At 47.1% G+C, this 19,353-nt stretch carries 19 protein-coding genes and 1 tRNA gene; 8 read left to right on the top strand and 12 right to left on the bottom strand.

What is annotated here, in order from left to right:
* Positions 1-15: 15 nt before the first annotated feature.
* From ACZ5ZZ_RS01540 to ACZ5ZZ_RS01515, 6 genes are all read right to left on the bottom strand, one after another.
* Positions 16-2,565, bottom strand: coding sequence for an ABC transporter permease (locus ACZ5ZZ_RS01540; RefSeq protein WP_464140941.1), 2,550 nt, complete (start codon positions 2,563-2,565; stop codon positions 16-18).
* Positions 2,565-3,230: an ABC transporter ATP-binding protein gene (locus ACZ5ZZ_RS01535; RefSeq protein ID WP_464132966.1), complete on the bottom strand. Its 666-nt coding sequence runs from the start codon at positions 3,228-3,230 to the stop codon at positions 2,565-2,567. Before ACZ5ZZ_RS01535 ends, ACZ5ZZ_RS01540 begins: the two co-directional genes overlap by 1 nt.
* Positions 3,227-3,754, bottom strand: a complete 528-nt coding sequence (locus ACZ5ZZ_RS01530; protein WP_464140940.1) for an arylesterase — start codon at positions 3,752-3,754, stop codon at positions 3,227-3,229. Before ACZ5ZZ_RS01530 ends, ACZ5ZZ_RS01535 begins: the two co-directional genes overlap by 4 nt.
* A gap of 138 nt (positions 3,755-3,892) precedes the next feature.
* Entirely contained in the window at positions 3,893-4,246 is a 354-nt protein-coding gene (locus tag ACZ5ZZ_RS01525; protein ID WP_464140939.1) for an RNA recognition motif domain-containing protein, read from the bottom strand.
* 131 nt (positions 4,247-4,377) lie between these two features.
* Complete coding sequence (locus ACZ5ZZ_RS01520) at positions 4,378-4,863, bottom strand: YajQ family cyclic di-GMP-binding protein (RefSeq protein WP_464119824.1); 486 nt, start codon at positions 4,861-4,863, stop codon at positions 4,378-4,380.
* Between the two features lie 27 nt (positions 4,864-4,890).
* A complete protein-coding gene (locus ACZ5ZZ_RS01515; RefSeq protein ID WP_464119822.1) occupies positions 4,891-5,367 on the bottom strand; it encodes an FKBP-type peptidyl-prolyl cis-trans isomerase in 477 nt (158 codons plus the stop codon).
* Positions 5,368-5,550: 183 nt separating this feature from the next.
* Here ACZ5ZZ_RS01515 and ACZ5ZZ_RS01510 point away from each other — a divergent pair, with 183 nt between their 5' ends.
* From ACZ5ZZ_RS01510 to ACZ5ZZ_RS01475, 8 genes are all read left to right on the top strand, one after another.
* On the top strand, positions 5,551-6,084 hold the full coding sequence (locus tag ACZ5ZZ_RS01510; protein WP_464119820.1) for an HNH endonuclease: 534 nt from the start codon (positions 5,551-5,553) through the stop codon (positions 6,082-6,084).
* Positions 6,081-6,536, top strand: a complete 456-nt coding sequence (locus ACZ5ZZ_RS01505; RefSeq protein WP_464132963.1) for a GNAT family N-acetyltransferase — start codon at positions 6,081-6,083, stop codon at positions 6,534-6,536. The genes ACZ5ZZ_RS01510 and ACZ5ZZ_RS01505 overlap by 4 nt, the downstream gene beginning before the upstream one ends.
* 54 nt (positions 6,537-6,590) lie before the next feature.
* Entirely contained in the window at positions 6,591-8,234 is a 1,644-nt protein-coding gene (locus ACZ5ZZ_RS01500) for an amidohydrolase family protein (RefSeq protein WP_464140937.1), read from the top strand.
* On the top strand, positions 8,231-9,571 hold the full coding sequence (locus ACZ5ZZ_RS01495; RefSeq protein WP_464119814.1) for an AmpG family muropeptide MFS transporter: 1,341 nt from the start codon (positions 8,231-8,233) through the stop codon (positions 9,569-9,571). The genes ACZ5ZZ_RS01500 and ACZ5ZZ_RS01495 overlap by 4 nt, the downstream gene beginning before the upstream one ends.
* Positions 9,572-9,776: 205 nt before the next feature.
* Positions 9,777-11,051 carry an NAD(P)/FAD-dependent oxidoreductase gene (locus ACZ5ZZ_RS01490; protein WP_464140936.1) on the top strand — a complete coding sequence of 425 codons (1,275 nt, stop codon included), beginning with the start codon at positions 9,777-9,779 and terminating at the stop codon, positions 11,049-11,051.
* Between the two features lie 45 nt (positions 11,052-11,096).
* Positions 11,097-12,206 carry a 3-oxoacyl-[acyl-carrier-protein] synthase III C-terminal domain-containing protein gene (locus ACZ5ZZ_RS01485; RefSeq protein ID WP_464119812.1) on the top strand — a complete coding sequence of 370 codons (1,110 nt, stop codon included), beginning with the start codon at positions 11,097-11,099 and terminating at the stop codon, positions 12,204-12,206.
* Positions 12,203-12,703, top strand: a complete 501-nt coding sequence (locus ACZ5ZZ_RS01480; RefSeq protein ID WP_464119811.1) for a hypothetical protein — start codon at positions 12,203-12,205, stop codon at positions 12,701-12,703. Before ACZ5ZZ_RS01485 ends, ACZ5ZZ_RS01480 begins: the two co-directional genes overlap by 4 nt.
* Before the next feature lie 77 nt (positions 12,704-12,780).
* Positions 12,781-12,871 (top strand) — tRNA-Ser (locus tag ACZ5ZZ_RS01475).
* A 240-nt stretch (positions 12,872-13,111) separates the two neighbouring features.
* On the opposite strand, the gene ACZ5ZZ_RS01470 is transcribed toward ACZ5ZZ_RS01475, so the two are convergent.
* From ACZ5ZZ_RS01470 to trhA, 6 genes are all read right to left on the bottom strand, one after another.
* Complete coding sequence (locus tag ACZ5ZZ_RS01470) at positions 13,112-14,257, bottom strand: SIR2 family protein (RefSeq protein ID WP_464140934.1); 1,146 nt, start codon at positions 14,255-14,257, stop codon at positions 13,112-13,114.
* Entirely contained in the window at positions 14,254-16,263 is a 2,010-nt protein-coding gene (locus ACZ5ZZ_RS01465) for a Piwi domain-containing protein (RefSeq protein ID WP_464140933.1), read from the bottom strand. Before ACZ5ZZ_RS01465 ends, ACZ5ZZ_RS01470 begins: the two co-directional genes overlap by 4 nt.
* Positions 16,264-16,853: 590 nt before the next feature.
* Positions 16,854-17,159, bottom strand: a complete 306-nt coding sequence (locus ACZ5ZZ_RS01460) for a hypothetical protein (protein WP_464140931.1) — start codon at positions 17,157-17,159, stop codon at positions 16,854-16,856.
* A 17-nt stretch (positions 17,160-17,176) separates the two neighbouring features.
* Positions 17,177-17,788 (bottom strand): adenylate/guanylate cyclase domain-containing protein, encoded by a 612-nt coding sequence (locus ACZ5ZZ_RS01455; protein WP_464140929.1) that lies wholly within the window; start codon positions 17,786-17,788, stop codon positions 17,177-17,179.
* Between the two features lie 97 nt (positions 17,789-17,885).
* The gene (locus ACZ5ZZ_RS01450; RefSeq protein ID WP_464140928.1) at positions 17,886-18,524 is read right to left on the bottom strand and encodes a hypothetical protein; all 639 of its coding nucleotides are present in this window, start codon (positions 18,522-18,524) and stop codon (positions 17,886-17,888) included.
* A gap of 177 nt (positions 18,525-18,701) precedes the next feature.
* Positions 18,702-19,352, bottom strand: coding sequence for a PAQR family membrane homeostasis protein TrhA (gene trhA, locus ACZ5ZZ_RS01445; RefSeq protein ID WP_464132954.1), 651 nt, complete (start codon positions 19,350-19,352; stop codon positions 18,702-18,704).
* Position 19,353 lies beyond the last annotated feature (1 nt).

The following is a 19,353-nucleotide window of genomic DNA, read 5'->3' as shown; positions in this document are numbered from 1 at the left end:
GGTCTGTTTGTACCACTACTTTTCTTCGCGGAGAATACCTAAAGCACTTTCCCGGACAATATCCACACTGGCCAGGAAGGAAATCAGCAAACTTAAACAGGTGATAATCACCACCGACAACAAAGGCTGAACCAGCGACAACCTGAATTCACTTTCAAATATGAAAGTATTCAGCCCAAAACTGACCAACACGCTCAAGGCGGCCCCGAAAAACGAGGCAATGAAGGCCAAAAACGCAAACTCCGTCAGAATGAAGCTCGCGACCTCACCTCCGGAAGCGCCCAGAATCTTCAACATGTTCAGTTCCCAACGGCGCAGCTTGATCTGACTTCGCACGATCGAAAACAAGACGATGTATCCGGTCAGCAACGCCAGGCCCGCCATCAGCTCCAAAGACCAGCTCATCTTTTCTGCGGTTTTAAGAACATCATCCACCGTGCGAACCACATCGATGATAGATACGTTGGAAAACTGCTGCGCCAACGCATTTTGCAGATCAACCCTTTGCTGTTCTGGCAGGAAAGGAATGGCCGAAATCCACGACTTCGGAGCGTCATTTAAAACACCCTCCTGAACCAAAATAAAGAAATTCGGCTGGAAACTTGTCCACTTCACTTTGCGCAGATTGATGATCTCACCTTCCACCTCCACGCCCTGCACATCAAAGACCAGAACGTCTCCCAGCTTAAAGCCCATGCGATCGGCGAAGCGGGTTTCCACCGACAGTTCGGCACGCTTTTGTTTGTCCGGGTCAAACGGCCCTGAGAACGGCCGCCCCTTGATCATGATCTCTGAGCTCGACAGCCCTTCGCGGTAAGACAGATTCATACCTCGATTGCGGAAGCGGGCTTCGCGTTCTTCTTCGCGGGTTTTAAAGCCCTGGCTTTCAATCTTTCTTTCATAGTCCTGGCCGTTGACCTTCAAAATACGCGCGCGCACCAATGGTGACCTTGCCAGCGGTGTCACACTTTTTTCTTTTAGAACCTGATCAATGCCCGGCCACTGTTCATCCTGAATATCAAACATGAACAAGGATGGAATTTTGGATTTTCCTTCAAACTGAAATTCGGCCTGCAAAGAGTTTTTCAACTGGGGCAGAATATTAATCAGCAAAGCACCCATCCCCAGCGCCACAAAGACCGCCAGGCTGGCTCCGGCACGTCGGGAAAGACTTAAGAAGCTGAATTTAAAGAACCAACTATGCAATCCCTTGATAAGGCCTGCGGCTTTGACGGTCACATAACCAATCAACAACAATGCCAAAACCACCAGAATCATGGCACCGATAAACAAGCTGCCAATTTTCCAGGAGTGCGCCTGATAGACCGCCAAAAAATAGAAAAGCACCAGACATGGCAGGAACGTCCAATAACGTCTTTGCCCTTCCCCGACAGCAAACTTTTCTTCGCTGAATAATTTTGCCGCGCGAAGATCAAAGATTTTCATCAGGAACGGGATACTGACAACAAAACTGCCAAAGACCGCCATGAAAAGACAAATCACAAACGCTTCACTCGTGATAGTGGGATGCAGATCAAACGGCGTAAAACTTCCTAAGAGTTTACTTAGAAGGGGCAGCACCAAAAGACTGAAAAGCATCGTCGGGACTGCTGCAATCAACCCCAGCATCGAGGCCTGCAGAATATACACCCCAACGGCTTGCCCGCTTTGCAAGCCCAGAGTGCGAAGGATCGCAATCTCCTTCATGCGCGTGGAAAGGAACAGACGGTAGATGTAGGCCGCCCCCAACGCTGACATGAACAATGCCACAATCGACACCAGCCCCAGATAGTCCGAAAGATAACCCAGCTGTCGACCGGAATCCTCTCCTGCGGTCGCCGGGGTTTCCACGTTAATCTGTGGATCGTTCAGCACATTGTAAAGCCCCTCTCGCACCTGGGCTTCCACAGATCCTGATGGCAGCAGAAATAAGTGCGCCAAAGAAAAGGTGCTGCCATACTGAAGCAGACCCGATTGCGGCAACAACTCACGATTGATAAATACACGCGGCGCAAGACTCGCAGCCCGGAAGGTCTGAGTCGCATCCTTCTTGACCAAATCAGAGATCTGCAACTTGAGCTGCCCCAGTTGGATTTCATCACCGGCGTCCAATCCCAGTTGGGATCTTAGTTCCGGATAAATCCAGGCCTTTTGTTCTTTCAAAATATCCTTATTGTCGCTGGTCGAGGTGATCTGACGACCGGATTCCAGTTCCAGCTCTCCATAGAACGGATAGGTGCCATCCACGGCCTTAACCAAAACCAGACGTGAGCCCTTGGAAGAACTTAGCATCGCAAAGAACTCGTAGATCTTTCCTTCTTTGGTGCCCGCAGGCAGAGCCTGGCGCATCTTCGCAGTTTCATCTTCGGTCAGCTCACGACGAGCCGTCACAGCCAGATCCGCTGAAAGGATGGCCTTGGAGTTGGCCTGGATTTCAGTTTCCAACGCCTCATTAAAGGCCTGGAGGGACACAAAGCCCGTCAGCCCCAGACTTAAATTGAAAATAAAGAACAAGCCAAAGCGCCAACTGCGCAAAAGCTCTCGGCAGGCCAGTCTTAACAACATTATGCTTCCCTCAATTGGCCGTCTTCAAGGCGCAAAGTGCGTTCACATTTTTTCGCCAACGCTTCACTGTGTGTCACCAGCAAGGTCGTGATCTTGTGTTTGCGAACGATATCAAAGAAGACATCCATGACCTTGTCACCCGTGTGCGTGTCCAGATTTCCGCTGGGTTCATCCGCTAAAAGAATTTTTGGTTTTACCACCAACGCCCTGGCAATCGCCACACGCTGGCACTCCCCACCGCTCAATTGACTTGGGAAGTGAGTCAATCGATGCCCCAATCCCAGTTCACGCAAAGCCTCTTCGGCTCGTTCGCGCGGGTTTTCCATTTTCAGGATCTCCAACGCCAGCATCACGTTTTCCAAAGCCGTCAAGTGAGCGATCAGGTGATACTGCTGAAAGACGACAGCAATGTTTTGCGCACGAAACAAGGTCATCTGTTGTTCTGTCATCGGGGTCAGGTTGATATTATCCACAAGGATTTCCCCACGATCCGCACGTTCCAAGCCAGCCAAAATTGACAGCAGCGTGGACTTTCCGCTTCCCGATTGACCGACGACGGAAACCACCTGGCCGGGTTCAATGGTTACGTTCAGGCCTTTGAGAACCTGAATCTCGGTTTCGCCTTGGTTAAAACCTTTACGGACATCTTTCAGGATCAAGCTCACAGGGCCCCCTTCAAAGCTGTAAAAACATTGTCAGCAATAATTTTGTGACCTTCTTCATTTGGATGAATTCCGTCGGCCAGATTGTATTTCGGATTTCCCGCCACCTTATCCAGGATGAACGGAATGAAAGTGACCTTGTACTTCTTCGCCAAGGTCTCGTACATCTTTTTGAATTGGTCGGTGTAGGCTTTGCCATAGTTCGGCGGCATGTACAGGCCCCCTAGAATGACCTTCACCTTTTGCCCTTGAGCATACTCTATCGCCTGAGCCAGATGCTTTTCGCTGTCTGCAATCTTAAGACCCCGCAGGCCATCGTTCGCCCCCAAGGCCAGAATCACCGCATCGGGCTTGGACTTAAAGACCCATTTCATACGACTGATACCAGACGCTGTCGTCGACCCACTGACGCCGGCATTGATGACGGTCCACTCCTTTTTGCCAGCTTCATGCAGCTTCTTTTCAAGCACCGCCGGAAAAGCCGCCTCTTTAGCCACGCCATAACCTTCAGTGAGCGAATCACCCAAGACGACTAGTTTTTTTTGAGCAAATGAGAAGGAACTAAAAGTAAGAATCAGAAGAAATAAAAAAGGTCTCATAGGGTTCCTATGAGACCTTAGTTTTGAAGACTATGACAAGTCCAGCTTCGTCAAAGTATGGGCTACTTAGCGAGGACCACCACGGCCGCCACCGAAGCCGCCGCCACGTGGACCACCGGCATTACGGCCGCCACCACCGAAACCACCACGACGAGGACCACTCTCACGAGGAGCTTGAGGACGAGCCTCAGAAACATTGATAGCACGGCCATTCAATTCAACGCCGTTGCCTCTTTCAATCGCCTGATCCGCAGCGGAATCATCAGCCATCTCTACAAAGCCGAAGCCTTTAGAGCGACCTGTATCTCTGTCCATGATGACTTTTGCTGAATCCACCGCACCGAATTGTGCGAAGTGCTGATGAAGTGCCTCATCGTCTACAGAGTAAGGCAAATTGCCAACGTAAAGTTTTTTAGCCACAAAGACCTCCTATAATGGTTGGGCTGTTATACCCGAGGAAGCCTTCGAACAAGATAAAATCGAGTACACTCACACGGGGACCTTAACTATCAATAACGCTAGCATAGCCCAAAAAACGTGCAAGACCAAATTTATGAGCGCATATTATTAAATTGTAAGGGTACTGGGAAATTGCCTCCACGTACCAAGCTGATGCACTCCTGAAGCTCGTCAATACTTTTTGACGACACCTTCAATTTGTCATCAGCAACCTGAGGCTGCACCTTTAGCTTGGAATCCTTAATCAATTTAATGATATCCTTGGCAACCTCGCGGTCAATTCCCTGTACTAAAGTGACCTTTTGACGAAGCATTCTTCCGCCGGCTTCCTCAATTTTTTCAAACTTGATGGCTTTAATATCAATCCCGCGACGATGCAGTTTGGTCTGAAGAATACTGGCCATGGCACCGATTTTGTAATCGTCTTCGGCCGTCAGTGTGATTTCTTTTTTATCCCACAGAACTTCAGCTTTACTGCCCTTAAAATCATAGCGCGCTTCGATTTCCTTGCGCGCCTGATTGATGGCGTTGTCCACTTCCTGAATGTCGATTTCAGATACGATATCAAAAGATGGCATAACGTTTTCCTCTATCCAAAAAATCTATTAGTGGTGACCTGCGTCCCCGTGCAAACCATGCGGGTGACCGTGTTGAATTTCTTCAGCCGTCGCTTGACGAACCAAAACCATTTCAATGGCGAACTCAAGATCCTGACCAGCCAAAGGATGATTGCCATCCAAAGTCACCGCTTCGTCAGTGATTTTAGTCACGCGAACGATGTGTGCTCCTTGACCTAGCTCCAAACGAAGGTGAGCGCCCACTTCCAACTGAGGAAGATGTGCAAGCTCTTGCTTAGGAACATCCATGAACATGTTGTCCTTCACTTCACCGTAAGCATCTTTCGCCGCAAGCTTAACAGTTTTTTTATCGCCCTCTTTCATCTCTTTGATTTCTTCTTCCAATTTAGGAATGATCTGGCCCGCACCCTCAAGGAATGGAAGTGGTTGATTCTTTTCAGAAGCGTCCAACACATTGCCATCAGGCCCTTTTAGAACGTAATTAAATGCCAAGACTCTTTTCATTTTTAGGCCTCCTATAGCGCTAATGCCCGAGGGTATCCCATTTTGGGCCCCCTCAGGCAACCGAAAAGACCCAGTTCTTTTGAATATTTAACGAGACACTTGAAATTGAGACGCAGAGCTAGATATAATTATATTTAGGACCTCTTTCTGAATGAAAACGGTCCCGCACCTGAGGGGGGAAGCATGATGCACGTGTCCTCGCTGAGGTCCTTGTTGCTCAACTCCAGTTACGAACCCATGAAGGTCGTAAGTTGGCAAAAGGCCTTGGTATTGTGGTTTCAGGGTAAAGTAGAAATACTTGAATATCACTCAGCGTTTGCCCGGTCGGTCCACCGGAGGTTTCAGCTGCCCAGTGTATTACGGCTGAAAACCTATGTCCGGCCGCGGACCTTCGAAGCCGTCCGGTTCTGCCGGGAAAATGTTTACATCCGCGATAATTACACCTGCCAGTACTGCGGCACCAAACTCGCCGCCAAACAACTCACCCTTGATCACGTCGTCCCCGCCTCTCATAACGGTCCCAAAAACTGGACCAATGTGGTTTCCGCCTGCCGGGACTGCAATCAGAAAAAAGCCAACCGAACACCCCGCACCGCCAATATGCCTTTACTGAACGAGCCTCGTGCTCCATCATGGCTGCCGACACTGGAACTGGAAATCGGCGAAGATCATATTCCACCGGATTGGACGCCCTACTTACGATTGAGCACAGGATGACCCTCGAGCACGAAATTAGAAAAATCAAAACCACCGACACGCTTCCCATCCGCAAGCGTGTCTTGAAACCTTTTCTTTCTGAAGAAGAGTGCATCAATCCTGGCGACGATCTGATTACCACCTATCACTATGGCCTTTTTCACGCCGACAAGCTGATCTCTGTTGCGACTTTCATCCAGGAATCTCACCCAGCCTTCGGTGCGGGCTTTCCTTATCGACTGCGGGGCATGGCCACGGACGACAACTATCGCGGTCAAGGTATCGGACAAAGACTGGTGCGATTTGCGGTTGAAGACTTGAAACAGCGTCGTTGCGATCTTGTCTGGTTCAATGCGCGCATCAAGGCGTTCCCCTTCTATGAACGACTCGGGTTTTCGTACTATGGCGACCTGTTTGACATCAAGGACATCGGCCCCCATAAAGTCATGTACAAGCATCTGATTCCCCGTTAATCTTCCTGTAGGACTTAAACGACCTTAAGTCCTCGTTTTGTCAGGAGGAATTCCGTGAATAAGGATGTTCACAACAAGCTGACCACAGCTCTTACCACCATCATCAGCGAAACAAACGGAATCTCTCTTTCCGACACCATTGACCTGCTGATTTCATCTAAACTTAAGAACGAAAGTCCGGACGCTTATCAGCTGGTTGTCGAGTTTCGGGAACTGCTGAATAGCTTTCAGATCAACCAGGTCACGATTTCGTCGCTGTTAAAGCACCCGCTGTCTGCCGCTCTTTTTGAGTTCTTTAAAAACTTCCCGCTAAAGTATCACGAAGAACACATCCATTTGACCGGTGCCATCACGGCCGAATTCATTTATCCACGCCTGAAGAAACTTCTGGAGGGCCCTGACAAGGCCATCTACGAACAGAAGATCGCAGAGGTCTATGGTGACAAGGCCCTGCCGATTAACTCCGTCGAGGACGTGGATCGACTGATCCGTTTGCAGGAAAATGAAGGCTTTTCGCGCTATCTGAAAATTTTGTATCTGCCGAAGTTGATCTTCATCAACCGCGAAGTTCACAAAGAAGCGGCCTATTCCATGGCCGAGGAGCTCTATTATAAATTCAACGTCGGTCGTGTGCGCCTGAAGTTTTCCCTGTCACGTTCGACCGCCAGCTCTTCTGAACAAATTCCCGGAATTGACAGTGTCACATCTGAAGACGTGGTGTTGGGTTTGTACGAGGGTTTCCGCGCCTTCCAGGAAAAACACCCCAACTTCGACTTCATTTTGTCACCGTCGTTCAGAAAAGAAGCCAATCACTTTGATTCAGAAAAATACGAAACCCGGCAAGAACACTTCATGGCCCAGATCAACGAAATCGTGGACATGATCGACAAATATCCGTTCCTGGAACGCCATCTGCGTGATGTGGACACGGTCGGAGATGAACGTGAACTTTATCGCAAAGAGCATTTCAATGAAATGCAAGCCGGCTTCCGCAAGTTGCAATATCGCGGATTCAAGATTCGTTCGCATCACGGCGAAACCTGGCACACCCTGAAAAAGGGCATTCAAGCCGTCGATAACGCCATGAACATCTGGCACATCGACACTTTGGAACACGGAATCAGCCTGGGGATTAATCCCAACAAATACTTCCACCGCATCTATCAGGATATTCTGGCGAAAAACCAGCAAGGACAGGCCATCACGGAAAAGGATCCCCTGTTCCGCGAATTGAATGAGCTGGATTGGGGCTTTAACCGTCATGTCCTTGAAAAACTTCACAAGGGAGTCAAGCTGACAGCGGAAGAAGACATTCTTTTTGTCAAAGCCAAGTTCCACACGGCCCGTGAAGTTGAACACTACCAGCACGACGTTTTAAATCGCATGATTCAAAAAGGTGTTACTTTGGTATCCCTGCCCTCTTCAAACAACAAGCTGACCGGCAAGTTTGAAGATTACAAAGACCACCCGTTTTCGTGGTGGGAGAAAAAAGGTGTTCAGCTGGGCGTCGGCACCGACAATCACGTGACACTGAACACGAACTTCATCTATGAAATGTTAATACTTCTGTACACGGATGCCGTGAACTTGAAGATCACGAAACTTCTGATGGTGACGACGGGTGAAACCCGCCGCCCTTACATCAGCCACCTTCTTTGGAAGATGAGAAAGCAACTGGGAAAGACAGCACAGAAATGACAACTGTTAAAAAATCACGACGTCTGAGTTGGATGGACACCATCCGCTCGTTGGCCCGACCTAAAGTTTCAATTATGCTGGCCTTGGGCTTTTCTTCCGGACTTCCCTTCATGCTGGTCGGTAATACTTTGGGTTACTGGCTGCGTGAAAGCGGTATTGCCTTAGCCACCATCGGCTTTCTGTCGTGGGTGGGTCTGGCTTATTCGCTGAAATTCCTGTGGGCACCTTTGATCGACAAAATGGATGCTCCGCTGGTCGGAAGATGGCTGGGCCGTCGTCGTGGCTGGATGATCATCTCTCAAATCCTTGTGGGGCTCTGCCTTTTGGGCATGTCCTATGTGAAGCCTGAAGGTGGATTGATGCTCTTCACCTTGCTCGCAGCTATCGCCGCGTTTGCCTCAGCCACACAGGACATCGTTGTGGATGCGTGGAGGATCGAGGTTTCCGATGCCAGTGAGGATATGGCGCTTTTGTCATCTTCCTATCAATTGGGTTATCGCGCATCGTTGCTTGTCACTGATGCCTTGATTTTGATTTTGGCAGGCGCCATCGGCTGGTCGATTTCTTATACTGCGATGGGCGCCTTGATGGCTGTAGGAATCATCGCCACTTTGTTTGCCACAGAACCCAAAAGAGGCCCTGCCGTTGCCGATGTGGCCCCACTGTGGAGTGCTCGCGGCCTGTTCGATGCTGTGGCAGGTCCTTTTATATCCTTCTTTAAACAACACGGCCACCGCGCAATTTTAATTCTGGCGGCGGTCTGCCTGTACCGCCTTTCTGACTTTGTCATGGGTCCGATGGCCAATCCCTTTTATGCGGATCTGGGACTGACGAAAGAAACCGTGGGGGCTGTGCGTGGCTCCATCGGATTGATTGCATCTGTCGTGGGTGTTGCGGCGGCAGGACTGACCGCGGTTCGATTTGGGTTTATTTCAACCCTGCTGATCGGTGCTGTGATTGGACCGGCCTCCAATCTGGGGTTCTCTGTTCTGGCGATGGTCGGCCCCAGCACGGAAGTGTTCACGGGTGCCATGATCGTGGATAACTTTGCCACTGGATTTGCAGGCACCGCTTTGGTGGGCTACATGTCCAGCCTGACCACTCTGGGTTATACAGCCACACAGTATGCGCTGCTCAGTTCGTTCTATGCTCTGCTGGGAAAAGTTTTAAAAGGATTCTCGGGACTGGTTGTGCAAAAGCTTTCTGAAACTCATGCACTGATGGAATCTTATGCCATCTTCTTCCTGGGAACAGCCCTGATTGGCGTTCCGGCATTGTTGCTTTGTATCTTGTTGGTCCGAAGCAACACCAAGCTGCCAAAAACCTCTAATTCCTAGACCTAAATTCCAATCTGCATATTTCTCTTGTTAAGCAGATCGGAGTCAAACGACAAACTTAAAGAATCCAATTCACAACAGTGTTGTTTTTACGACAACACTGTTGAAAATAAATCCTTCAGAGCCCAAGTCATTTCGCAACCAGATAAAGGCCTTTCTATTTCTCTCTATCAGAGAAAATGTTAAGGTGGGCCCAGAGGTATATATGCCAACTAAAAAAGTCGTCATCGTCGGTGGTGGTTTTGCAGGTCTCAAGGCAGCTCGTGCGCTCGGCAATAAAGAAGATGTCTCTGTGACGTTGATCGACCGGCGCAACTATCATCTATTTCAACCTTTACTTTATCAAGTTGCCACCGCGGGACTTTCACCTGCGGAAATCTCGGGCCCGATTCGCGGCATTCTTTCCAAGTATCAAAACATCTCCGTGTTTCTGGACAATCTTGAATCGGTCGATTTACTGAATAAAAAAATTCGTGTTCCCGGTCGCGATATCAACTATGACTATTTGATTCTGGCTTGCGGTGCCAAGCACAGCTATTTCGCCCATCCCGAATGGGAAGAAAATGCACCGGGATTAAAGACACTGGAACAAGCCACTGAAATTCGCCGTCGTGTTTTGATGGCCTTTGAGCTGGCAGAAAAAGAGACGGATCCCGAAAAACAAAAACAACAACTAAGCTTCGTCATTGTGGGAGCCGGTCCCACAGGTGTTGAGCTGGCCGGAACGATCGCCGAAATCAGCCGCCACACACTGACCAAAGACTTCCGCCATATTGATCCTTCCCGTACTCGTGTCATTCTGATTGAAGCAGGTCCACGCATTCTGGCCGCCTTCCATCCAGATCTGTCCCGCAAAGCAGCTCTGGATCTGGAAGATCTGGGAGTGCAGATTTGGACGAACACCCGAGTCACAGATGTGCGCGTTGATTCCGTGGTTTTAGGCGACGAAGTGATCACGGCGTCCACGATCTTGTGGGCCGCCGGGGTTCAACCTTCCAGCATCAACAAAACCCTGAATGTGCCTTTGGATCGCGGGGGCCGCGTGCTCATCGAAAAAGATTTAAGCCTGAAGAATCATCCGGAGGTCTTTGTGCTGGGGGACCAAGCGTGTTTCCCAACAGAAGACGGCAAATCCTTGCCTGGCCTTGCGTCGGTAGCCATGCAACAAGGTGTGCATGCGGCGAATGTCATTCTAAATGAAATTAGCGGAAAGTCGCGGACCGAGTTTAAGTATCTCGACAAGGGACAGATGGCGACGATCGGTCGCAGAAAGGCCATTGCACAGATTCACAATCTGAAGTTCAGCGGTTTTTTTGCCTGGCTTTTGTGGCTCTTCATTCACGTCTACTATTTAATTGGTTTTAAGAACAAGGTCTTCGTCATCTGGCAATGGGCTTATGCCTACTTCACCTTCAAACGGGGTGCGCGTTTGATCGTCGATAAAGAGTGGAGATCAAAACCAAAGCCGCCTGTTTCGTAACACTGGATCTATTCAAGCCTTGAGGCGATCTCTTAGCCTCAAGGCATGTACTTAGAAAACTTTCACTCCATTCAGCCGCCTTATCAAAAAAACCAAAAGGAATGCCTCGAGTGGCTTTCTGAAGCTCACAAACTGGCGCAGAAGAAGCAGGGGTTTTCGCAGGAAGAATACCTCAAGATGCTTCAGCGCGTGGGCTGTCCGGAAACGCAAATCGAAAAAAGGTATTTCTTCATTCCGGATGTCGAAAAGACCCGTTGGGAGGACAAGCCCATCTATCCGGTGAAAGAAAACTCCCACGGCGTCAGCATGCATCGGCGCCATGAGTACTATCACAAGATCGTCACCGAACTCTTTGATCGCATTTACACCGAACGTCCGTTTCCGGATGATCTGATCCATGTCAGTTGCACGGGATACATTTCCCCCAGTGCGGCACAGATGACGGCAGTGAAGTCCAAAACGCCGGTCACAGTGACTCACTCTTACCATATGGGTTGTTATGGCGCTTTCCCCGCCCTGCGCATGGCTTCGGGCTTTTTGGCCAATGAAAGTATTTTGGGGAAAAAGAAGAAAGTGGATCTGGTGCATACAGAGTTGTGCAGTCTGCATATGAACCCTGAAGATCCGACGCTGGAACAGATGGTGATTCAAAGTCTTTTCGCGGATGGCTGCATTGCCTACTCTTTATCCCAGAATCAACCGCAAAAAGGATTCAAGGTTCTTTCCCTTTACGAAGAGCTTCTGCCGAACACCACAGGAGCCATGGAGTGGATGGTGTCAGACTGGGGCATGAAAATGACTCTGTCGAAGGATGTTCCGATGATGGTGGGCGATAAGATCCGGGAATTCACTCAGCGTTGGTTAAGCGAAAGGGGATTTGATGTGGCTTCCATCATGAAAGACGGATTGTTCGCCGTTCACCCCGGAGGCCCCAAAATCATCGACCAGACGGTAAAACATCTGGAGCTAAAGGAATCACAGGTCCATCACAGTCGGCAGCTGTTACGTCAGCGGGGGAATATGTCTTCGGCGACTTTGCCTCACCTGTGGGAACAAATTCTGCGCGATGATTCCGTGCCTTCAGGAACTCCGATTATCAGTTATGCTTTCGGTCCGGGTCTGACTGTTTGTGGAAGTTTGATGGAGAAACTATGAGCGCGTTCTTAATTGCCTCGGTCGTCCAGGGAGCCGTGATCCTGTTTGATGAATTTGTCTTTCACCGACGCCGGGGCCTGCCTCGGTGGGAACGTATTGGGCACCCTATAGACACTTTCTCGGTGATCGCGTGTTTGCTGTTTTTAACTTTTGTGGATCGCACTCCGACCACCGAAATCGTCTACTATGTGATGGCCATCGGGTCTTGCCTGCTGGTGACCAAAGATGAATGGGTGCATCGCAAGTACTGTTCCGCTGAAGAAATGTGGCTGCACGCCCTTTTGTTCATTATGCACCCGCTGGTTCTGTTCACAGGGATGGCCGAGTGGGAGGACAACCGCCCCTTGTTCCTAGCAGTAGCCGGAGGTGTTTTCGTATTTTTCATCTACCAGATCGTTTATTGGAACTTTGTGGAGGCCCGAGCCCTTAAAGCCAAACAAAAGGCCCACTATGCCCGGGTCCGGCAGGAGGATTTGTACGAATACTTCAGTGAGTGAGGTCTTTTTTCCGTAGAAGCTCTTGCCTTGCTGCAATGCGCTATGCTATCTTGGCTTCTCTTTACGTTCCTGTTTGCGGAGAGGTGGCCGAGTGGTTGAAGGCGCACGCCTGGAACGCGTGTGTAGGTCACAAGCCTACCGAGAGTTCGAATCTCTCTCTCTCCGCCAATTTTCTTCTGTTCGATACAAAATAAACTGAAAATTTATAAAAGCAAAATACCATCAAATGGTTGGATGAATCCGACTTCTCAGATCCTTTTTCTTCGATTATCTCGAGTTACCTAGGGAGATTTTTCCGTGTGATTGCTGTTTGTAGTTTGGGCTGTAGTTTTTAGTTCATCAACTACAGCCGAACCAACTACAGGAAAAACCTTACGCGCGATAAGCGCGGAAAGCGCTATTAGTAATTTAGAATAGAAGACTTTCTGATTCAATCGCACTAAGTTCTTCAGATAATTTTGCGGCATTGTTTCCCAGATACTCTTGGAAAAATGCTTTCGCAGTAACTGGTAAAATCTTTACCTTCGCATAACTAATTTTAGTCAAATTAATTACCTCTGTTAGAGACTTAGCTTTTTGTGTGTTTTCAAGTTGATTCACAAATTGTTCATTCGTTTTGTTTTGCAAACCGGGATCGACAATCAACGCAATTCTATTTGGGTCGCTATTCAAGCTTTGAATCAAAATATTGTTAATATATCTGTCTTGAAAACTATAACCAATAACAACGAAAAGCGTAGCAGCATCTAATTTCTGCTTAAAGCTACTTAGCAAAGTTAAAAACGGATCATAGGATTGCATCTTATAACTTGATCCAAAAATGATCAGAGGTCTTACATCTCCTACTTCACCAGGTGGTCGGCATCTGACCTGCTCTTGAAGCTCATCAAAATACCAATTTGATGAACCATGGAGTTTGTATAATTTAATCTTTGCAGGCGATGCTGGATCTTCGAATTCTCCGTCCCATGTTTGAGATGAGAAGCCATCGTCCAACAGATCCTCTCCTGGGAGTAAAAAGTTCTTTTCGAAAATTTGGTCATAATTCAAAGAAAAGATACTTACATTGAAACGCTCAGGAGCACCAATTAAGGCTTTGATAGGAGCAACTAGATCTGCAGCTTTTCCCTCGTCAAATACCAGCCACTTCTTCAGCAAACGCTCATAAATAAAATCCAAAAACTGCGTGAATATTGCTCCGTCTCTAGACTCCCATATACTGATTTTATCATTCCAACTCGCCACCAAGGGACTCGGGATAATAAACTCCCGATCAATTAGCTGGCGCAACAACATCACAAAATCTTCTATATTCGGCAATTGACCAGCTAATGCCTCTAAATCAGGGTTTTTAAAGGTAATTTGGTAGGACAGACTTGATAAGATAAAGTCATAAATTCCTTTAAAGGAATCACGTTGCTTTTGATCGTCTAACGTATTTATGGAATGACGTAAATCAAGTAACATCTGCTTTGACGAAAGGCATCCAGCATCCATTGATGCCCCAGCTCCCAGCAGAAAAACTACTTTTTTAAACGTATTCTCGTTACTCATAAAAACCAAAGTGATTTCTTTGCTACTTCAGTGTTTGGTACAGCCAAAGTTTCCATAAACGAATTCATTCGTGCAATCTTCTCGGAATAGATTACAGTAACTGGTTTTCCCTTTTGTTTAACACTAACCCAATACATTCTTGAAAACTGATAAATTTGATCTATGACCTCACGAATATCAGACTCCACTAGATTTAAATCTTTTGCCGAGAAAGTAATTTTCACAGGAAAAGGATAATCATCAATATTCCCGGCCGAGTTGTTTTTATATCTAGTATTATTTGCAAGCAGGAAGGTTCTGTTATCTAGCTTCACACAAACGCCACTTGTTGGCATCTTTCCAGCATAGTCCTGATCGAAGAAAATTATATCGTGATTATCCCCATCAACTACATTAACAACAATATAAGGAACCTTAATGTTCAATCGTTCTAGGGTTTGATTAAGAGCTCTTTCTTCTCTGTCATTTATTTTTTTGTAAAAATGAATGACAACTCTTTTCACTGAATCGAAATTATCTAGATAATTTTTAATTGCCTGTTCGAAAAATGTACCCAGATGTTCAACATCAGGCTCATGCGCAGAATCAAAGCCGACAAATGTACCGTCATTTCTAAAGCAGAACGTCGTACCAAGATATCTTCTGTCTTTGCCTTTGAATGCGCCAAATCCAATGACTAGATCATCCTTAGCCGGAGCCTTTAATCGCCAAGGTATTCCACCAATTTTGGCTAAAATCGCAATTGATATATTTGGTAAAAAATAGTTAAAACTCGGCTTCAGAATATTTTCTTTAAAAATGACCTGGGAACTAATATTCTTGTCTAACAATGCTTTTTTAATCTTATAGTACTCAGAATTTTTTGCCGGGTCTTTCTCATCCTTCGTTATTCGAGATATGTAGAGTGCGCAGTAGGTTATATTTGGCTCTAACGTCATATTTGCAAGCTTTTCTGTGATTTCACCTGATGGCAACTCGGAGGAAAAGCGAATAGATCGCTGGGTATCAATTTTTACCTGAACACCAACAAACCTAGAAAGTCCTGGATAACTTTTGAAACCCTTATTCAGATACGAGAACAGCTGATTTGCGAGATCCTTGTCATTTTCATGGAATACAAAAATGAATCGATGCTCCCTAGGGGGAACTTGATATGGCCCAAATTCCTTCAAACCATAATATGTACTGAAGTGAGTTTGCTCCTCTGCAAAGACAAGTAGATTACTACCGCTCTGAGTGTATTGAATCTGTGAGTCTGGAACTCGCAGGAGACCAGACTCCAAAACTGAAAAACCATCGCTGATCTTTTTAGCAAACATCATCTCGTGATAAAATCTTTCAATCTCTTTGAAAGCATTTAAATACTTATTTTCAACTCTTCTTGGAGTTACTCCAATCTCGAAACGACCTTCCCGAGACAAATAATATTTAGCTTGAGCGGGAGCAGCATGATCACGATGCCAGCGTTGAAGAACGGGGCCATCAGCAATCTTCTTAATTGAGCTCTGTGCCTGAGCAGACAAAGCAGTAATATCCGACGTCAAATACGCCAAACCACGATAGTTGATAGATAGGTACCATCCAGTTTTTTGACCAAATATTCTTTTGTTCGGAGGGTGTATGGCCAACGAAAATTTTTTATATCTCGCAAGACCGTCTTCTTGTCCGTTTGGTTCTAAAACTTCAATTTCTCCAATATGTCCGTTTCCACAAATAAACTCTTTTGAGCGTAGGTATTGAAGTAGTTCACCCTCAATAAAGCGAACCGTTGGAGTTTCGAAAAATGCATTAAATTTTAATTGAAAAGGCTCGGAATTTTCAAATGCTTGTAAAGACCAAGAATAGCTCTTATTAGGTTCCACTTCGAATGGGAAGCCTTCCAGGTCTCTAAGCTTAGAACCTCTTACTTGAGAGCAATCATTTTCTGTATCCTCGGAGAAATAAACCTCGATTGAGCTTTTATTCAATCTCAATGGTACTAGGTTCAAAACAAGGTTTTCTTTCATATCTCTCCAAAGCCACCAAAAATGCCGTAATTTTGGGCTTTTCTACCACTCATCACAGCATTATTAAATTCAAATCTATATTGCTTTACTGGATAACGAAACCTGAGCGCTAGATTTGAGCAACGCATTGCGGCATGTCTGCGCACCGCTGCAAGTAGCCTCAACATCCGCTATTGATTGAATCCTTAAAATATTCGCCTGATTGTCGCAAAAAATAACATGCCCTTGATGAAGAGGTGCATATGGAAAGCTTTTTTCTGCAGCGTCCCTAACAGCCCTATAGATTCCCTTCATTATACTAACTCTTGTAAGAAATCTGTCCTGGGGGTCACACGTGACTACGGTAATCGGCCTGATGGAATTCTTAAAATATCGTCCCCAAAACAATGACGTTAAAATATCAGTATCAAGTAAATCTCCATTCTTTTTCATTTTCATGCCATCCCTGAAATAATCCATGTCAAAGCCAGAGCCGGAAGGTAGATTTATCTCACTGACAATCTTGTCATAGATGGTAGTTTAAAGTGGAGAGGATATTGAAATCCCTTAAGAATTTTCCAAGGAAATCCTCTCCGCCATTTTTGATCAAGCTACTCGCTTAAATTCTTTCGACTGACGAATTCATTCTCTTCGCTGACAAAGCCTTCCATCCGCGCCAACTGAACAATGGTATTAGATAACATCGCATCGATATTCTTGGCGGCAGTCTGAAGCCAGATGTGAGTCGCGGCATCCTTGGGGTACTTCGTGATACATTCCGTTGTGTAATCGTGAAACTCCCGAACCTTCGCCAGAATCGCCATCAGATGGGCCGGGCATTCGCACTCAATTAAATCAGTGTGGCGACTTAATTCGGCCAGAGCTTCTGGTGTTATGTGGCCATTGTTAAAAATCATCGAGTTCTCCTAAGAATTTATAAGAAGCTATTTGTGGGCAACAACCAATAAGTCGGTTGGCTTGCCTTAACACCCTTTAAAGATCGCAAGGGCATTTTCTGAAATTGCATACGCTCTTTACACGCCTCAAAGACCGACTGAGAGACCAAACAGTCCACAAGAAACTCTTTTGTCAAATTCTCAATCCTTGCCGCAAGATTCACGACATCCCCAAGAACAGTAAATTCTGATTTTACAGAGGTTGAGATCACACCCGAGGCAACGACGCCCGTGTGAATGCCCATGCCTACCGCAACGACAGGCTGATCCGCGAAGTAACGCTGAAGATTTAGTTTTGCCACACTTTCGCGAATCCGCACGGCGCACCAGCAGGCATCCTGAATATGAGTCGTATTTTTTTCCAGGACTCCAAAATGAGCCAAGAACCCGTCCCCGGTAAATTTATCGACGACTCCCCCACAGGCTTCCACCACCATGCCTAATTCAGAGAGAACGGTGTTCGCGAAATGAAGAACTTCCATCGGATCATGCTCATCAAACATATGAGAGAACCCACGTATATCCAGGAATAAAACTGTAGCTACATCCCGACTGGGAGCACGTGCCAGGAGTGTTCGTTGAGACGGCATAGGCTTCATCTTAATTCGACCCTAAGATCAGGCAACTAAATTGTCGGGGTCTAGACCGCAAACCTGATGTAGGCCCTCCGCTTGAGGCAGGTCTTTCTTAGTTAAAGTTGACCGTTGCTGTCGCTGGCACTGAGCCCGCATCAAACACCCCAGGCACTCCCACCGAATTTTCCCCCAGGCTCAGGACACCATTGCTGTAGCTGAAGGTATTGTAGATGTCGTCGTTAGAGGCATTGGGCAGGGTTATGTTTGAGCAAGTCATCGTATAAGTGGTTTTTTGCTGGCCGATATCAGCCATGTCACCACCTGGCTGATAAGGGCTTGTCCCACCGCAGGCCGTGTTAAAGCTGTCCTGAACATCCAAATTAAATGCGATGATCGAGGCAGTTTCTGAGCTCAGCACATGAAATGCCATCGTCGATCCGCTGACGGTCCAAAGGCCCCCAGCGTAATGAGCCACCCTGTAGTTTTCAGGCAAACAGGTGCCTGCATACCAGTTTTCAAGATAGCTGTAGGTGCCACTTCCATCCAGGACCAACACGCGCTGAACGTGATCCGCTTCGCCCACGACGGGGTGAACCTTTGCATCGCAAGTCGAAGTCCACTCTTTAATCAGATAGCTGGAGGCCAGATCCCCACCACCGATTTCTTCACCGGCCTTCGGCGCACAACCCATTCCCAAAACGGAAAAGACGGCAAGAAGGCTTACCAAAGAGCGAATAAAATAATTTCTCATTTAGTCCTCCGGCAATAAAAGCTCTTAAAGCTTTTCGACCGAAGTCTTTAGAAGTTTAACCTTTTTAGGCGACTTTCTCACAAAGACTCGCCTAATAGAGTCGTCTTCACAGAATCCCTCTCAAAAGGAGATTAAACGACAGCGATATTCAGAATTAAATCAGATATGAAATTCCGATCAACTACTCATCTTTTGCAGCATCACAATGGCAATAAAATGCAAGGTCGCTGCAACGATTGTCAGGATATGAAAGATCTCGTGATATCCGAAAGTTTTGGGCCAGGGATTGGGTTTCTTAACGGCATAGATGACGGCTCCGATTGTATAAATCAAGCCCCCCACCAGAATCAGCATCAAGCTGGGAAAACCCAGGGCCGCCTTGATATCAGAGATATAAGGTGACGCCAGCCAGCCCATCGCCACATACAAAACCGCCGAAAGCCATTTGGGTGCTTTCACCCAAAACAAGGACTGAATGACCCCCAACAAAGCGGCCACCCAAACCAGGATCAAGAAATTCTGGCCACTTTCTTTCAGAGCCAAAGCTCCAATGGGAGTCCCTGTTGCGGCAATCATGATGAATATCGCCGCATGGTCCATTCGTTTCATCCACAGGCGCGAATTCTCGTTCCAGTTAATACGGTGATACAACGAACTGACACCAAATAATGTCACAAGACCCACGGAATAAATGGTCATCGCCACAAATTCCCGCGAACTTCTGCAACCCGCAATCAACATCGCACAAGCACCCAAGGCAAAGTAAAAAGCGCCCTGATGAAAGTGACCCCGAAGAAATGGTTTTACGAGTGCAGGATTGTTGCTCATC

Source organism: Bdellovibrio sp. HM001 (assembly GCF_055397275.1).
Note: the sequence above shows the minus strand (reverse complement) of the source record. Positions and strands in the feature narration are given on the sequence as shown.

Bases quoted from the DNA above. Each gene is read 5' to 3' on its own strand.
- ACZ5ZZ_RS01540 (WP_464140941.1), bottom strand. From the start codon at position 2,565: ATGTTGTTAAGACTGGCCTGCCGAGAGCTTTTGCGCAGTTGGCGCTTT.
- ACZ5ZZ_RS01520 (WP_464119824.1), bottom strand. From the start codon at position 4,863: ATGCCATCTTTTGATATCGTATCTGAAATCGACATTCAGGAAGTGGAC.
- ACZ5ZZ_RS01515 (WP_464119822.1), bottom strand. From the start codon at position 5,367: ATGAAAAGAGTCTTGGCATTTAATTACGTTCTAAAAGGGCCTGATGGC.
- ACZ5ZZ_RS01510 (WP_464119820.1), top strand. From the start codon at position 5,551: ATGATGCACGTGTCCTCGCTGAGGTCCTTGTTGCTCAACTCCAGTTAC.
- ACZ5ZZ_RS01505 (WP_464132963.1), top strand. From the start codon at position 6,081: ATGACCCTCGAGCACGAAATTAGAAAAATCAAAACCACCGACACGCTT.
- ACZ5ZZ_RS01495 (WP_464119814.1), top strand. From the start codon at position 8,231: ATGACAACTGTTAAAAAATCACGACGTCTGAGTTGGATGGACACCATC.
- ACZ5ZZ_RS01490 (WP_464140936.1), top strand. From the start codon at position 9,777: ATGCCAACTAAAAAAGTCGTCATCGTCGGTGGTGGTTTTGCAGGTCTC.
- ACZ5ZZ_RS01485 (WP_464119812.1), top strand. From the start codon at position 11,097: ATGTACTTAGAAAACTTTCACTCCATTCAGCCGCCTTATCAAAAAAAC.
- ACZ5ZZ_RS01480 (WP_464119811.1), top strand. From the start codon at position 12,203: ATGAGCGCGTTCTTAATTGCCTCGGTCGTCCAGGGAGCCGTGATCCTG.
- ACZ5ZZ_RS01470 (WP_464140934.1), bottom strand. From the start codon at position 14,257: ATGAGTAACGAGAATACGTTTAAAAAAGTAGTTTTTCTGCTGGGAGCT.
- ACZ5ZZ_RS01465 (WP_464140933.1), bottom strand. From the start codon at position 16,263: ATGAAAGAAAACCTTGTTTTGAACCTAGTACCATTGAGATTGAATAAA.
- ACZ5ZZ_RS01460 (WP_464140931.1), bottom strand. From the start codon at position 17,159: ATGATTTTTAACAATGGCCACATAACACCAGAAGCTCTGGCCGAATTA.
- ACZ5ZZ_RS01455 (WP_464140929.1), bottom strand. From the start codon at position 17,788: ATGCCGTCTCAACGAACACTCCTGGCACGTGCTCCCAGTCGGGATGTA.
- ACZ5ZZ_RS01450 (WP_464140928.1), bottom strand. From the start codon at position 18,524: ATGAGAAATTATTTTATTCGCTCTTTGGTAAGCCTTCTTGCCGTCTTT.
- trhA (WP_464132954.1), bottom strand. From the start codon at position 19,352: ATGAGCAACAATCCTGCACTCGTAAAACCATTTCTTCGGGGTCACTTT.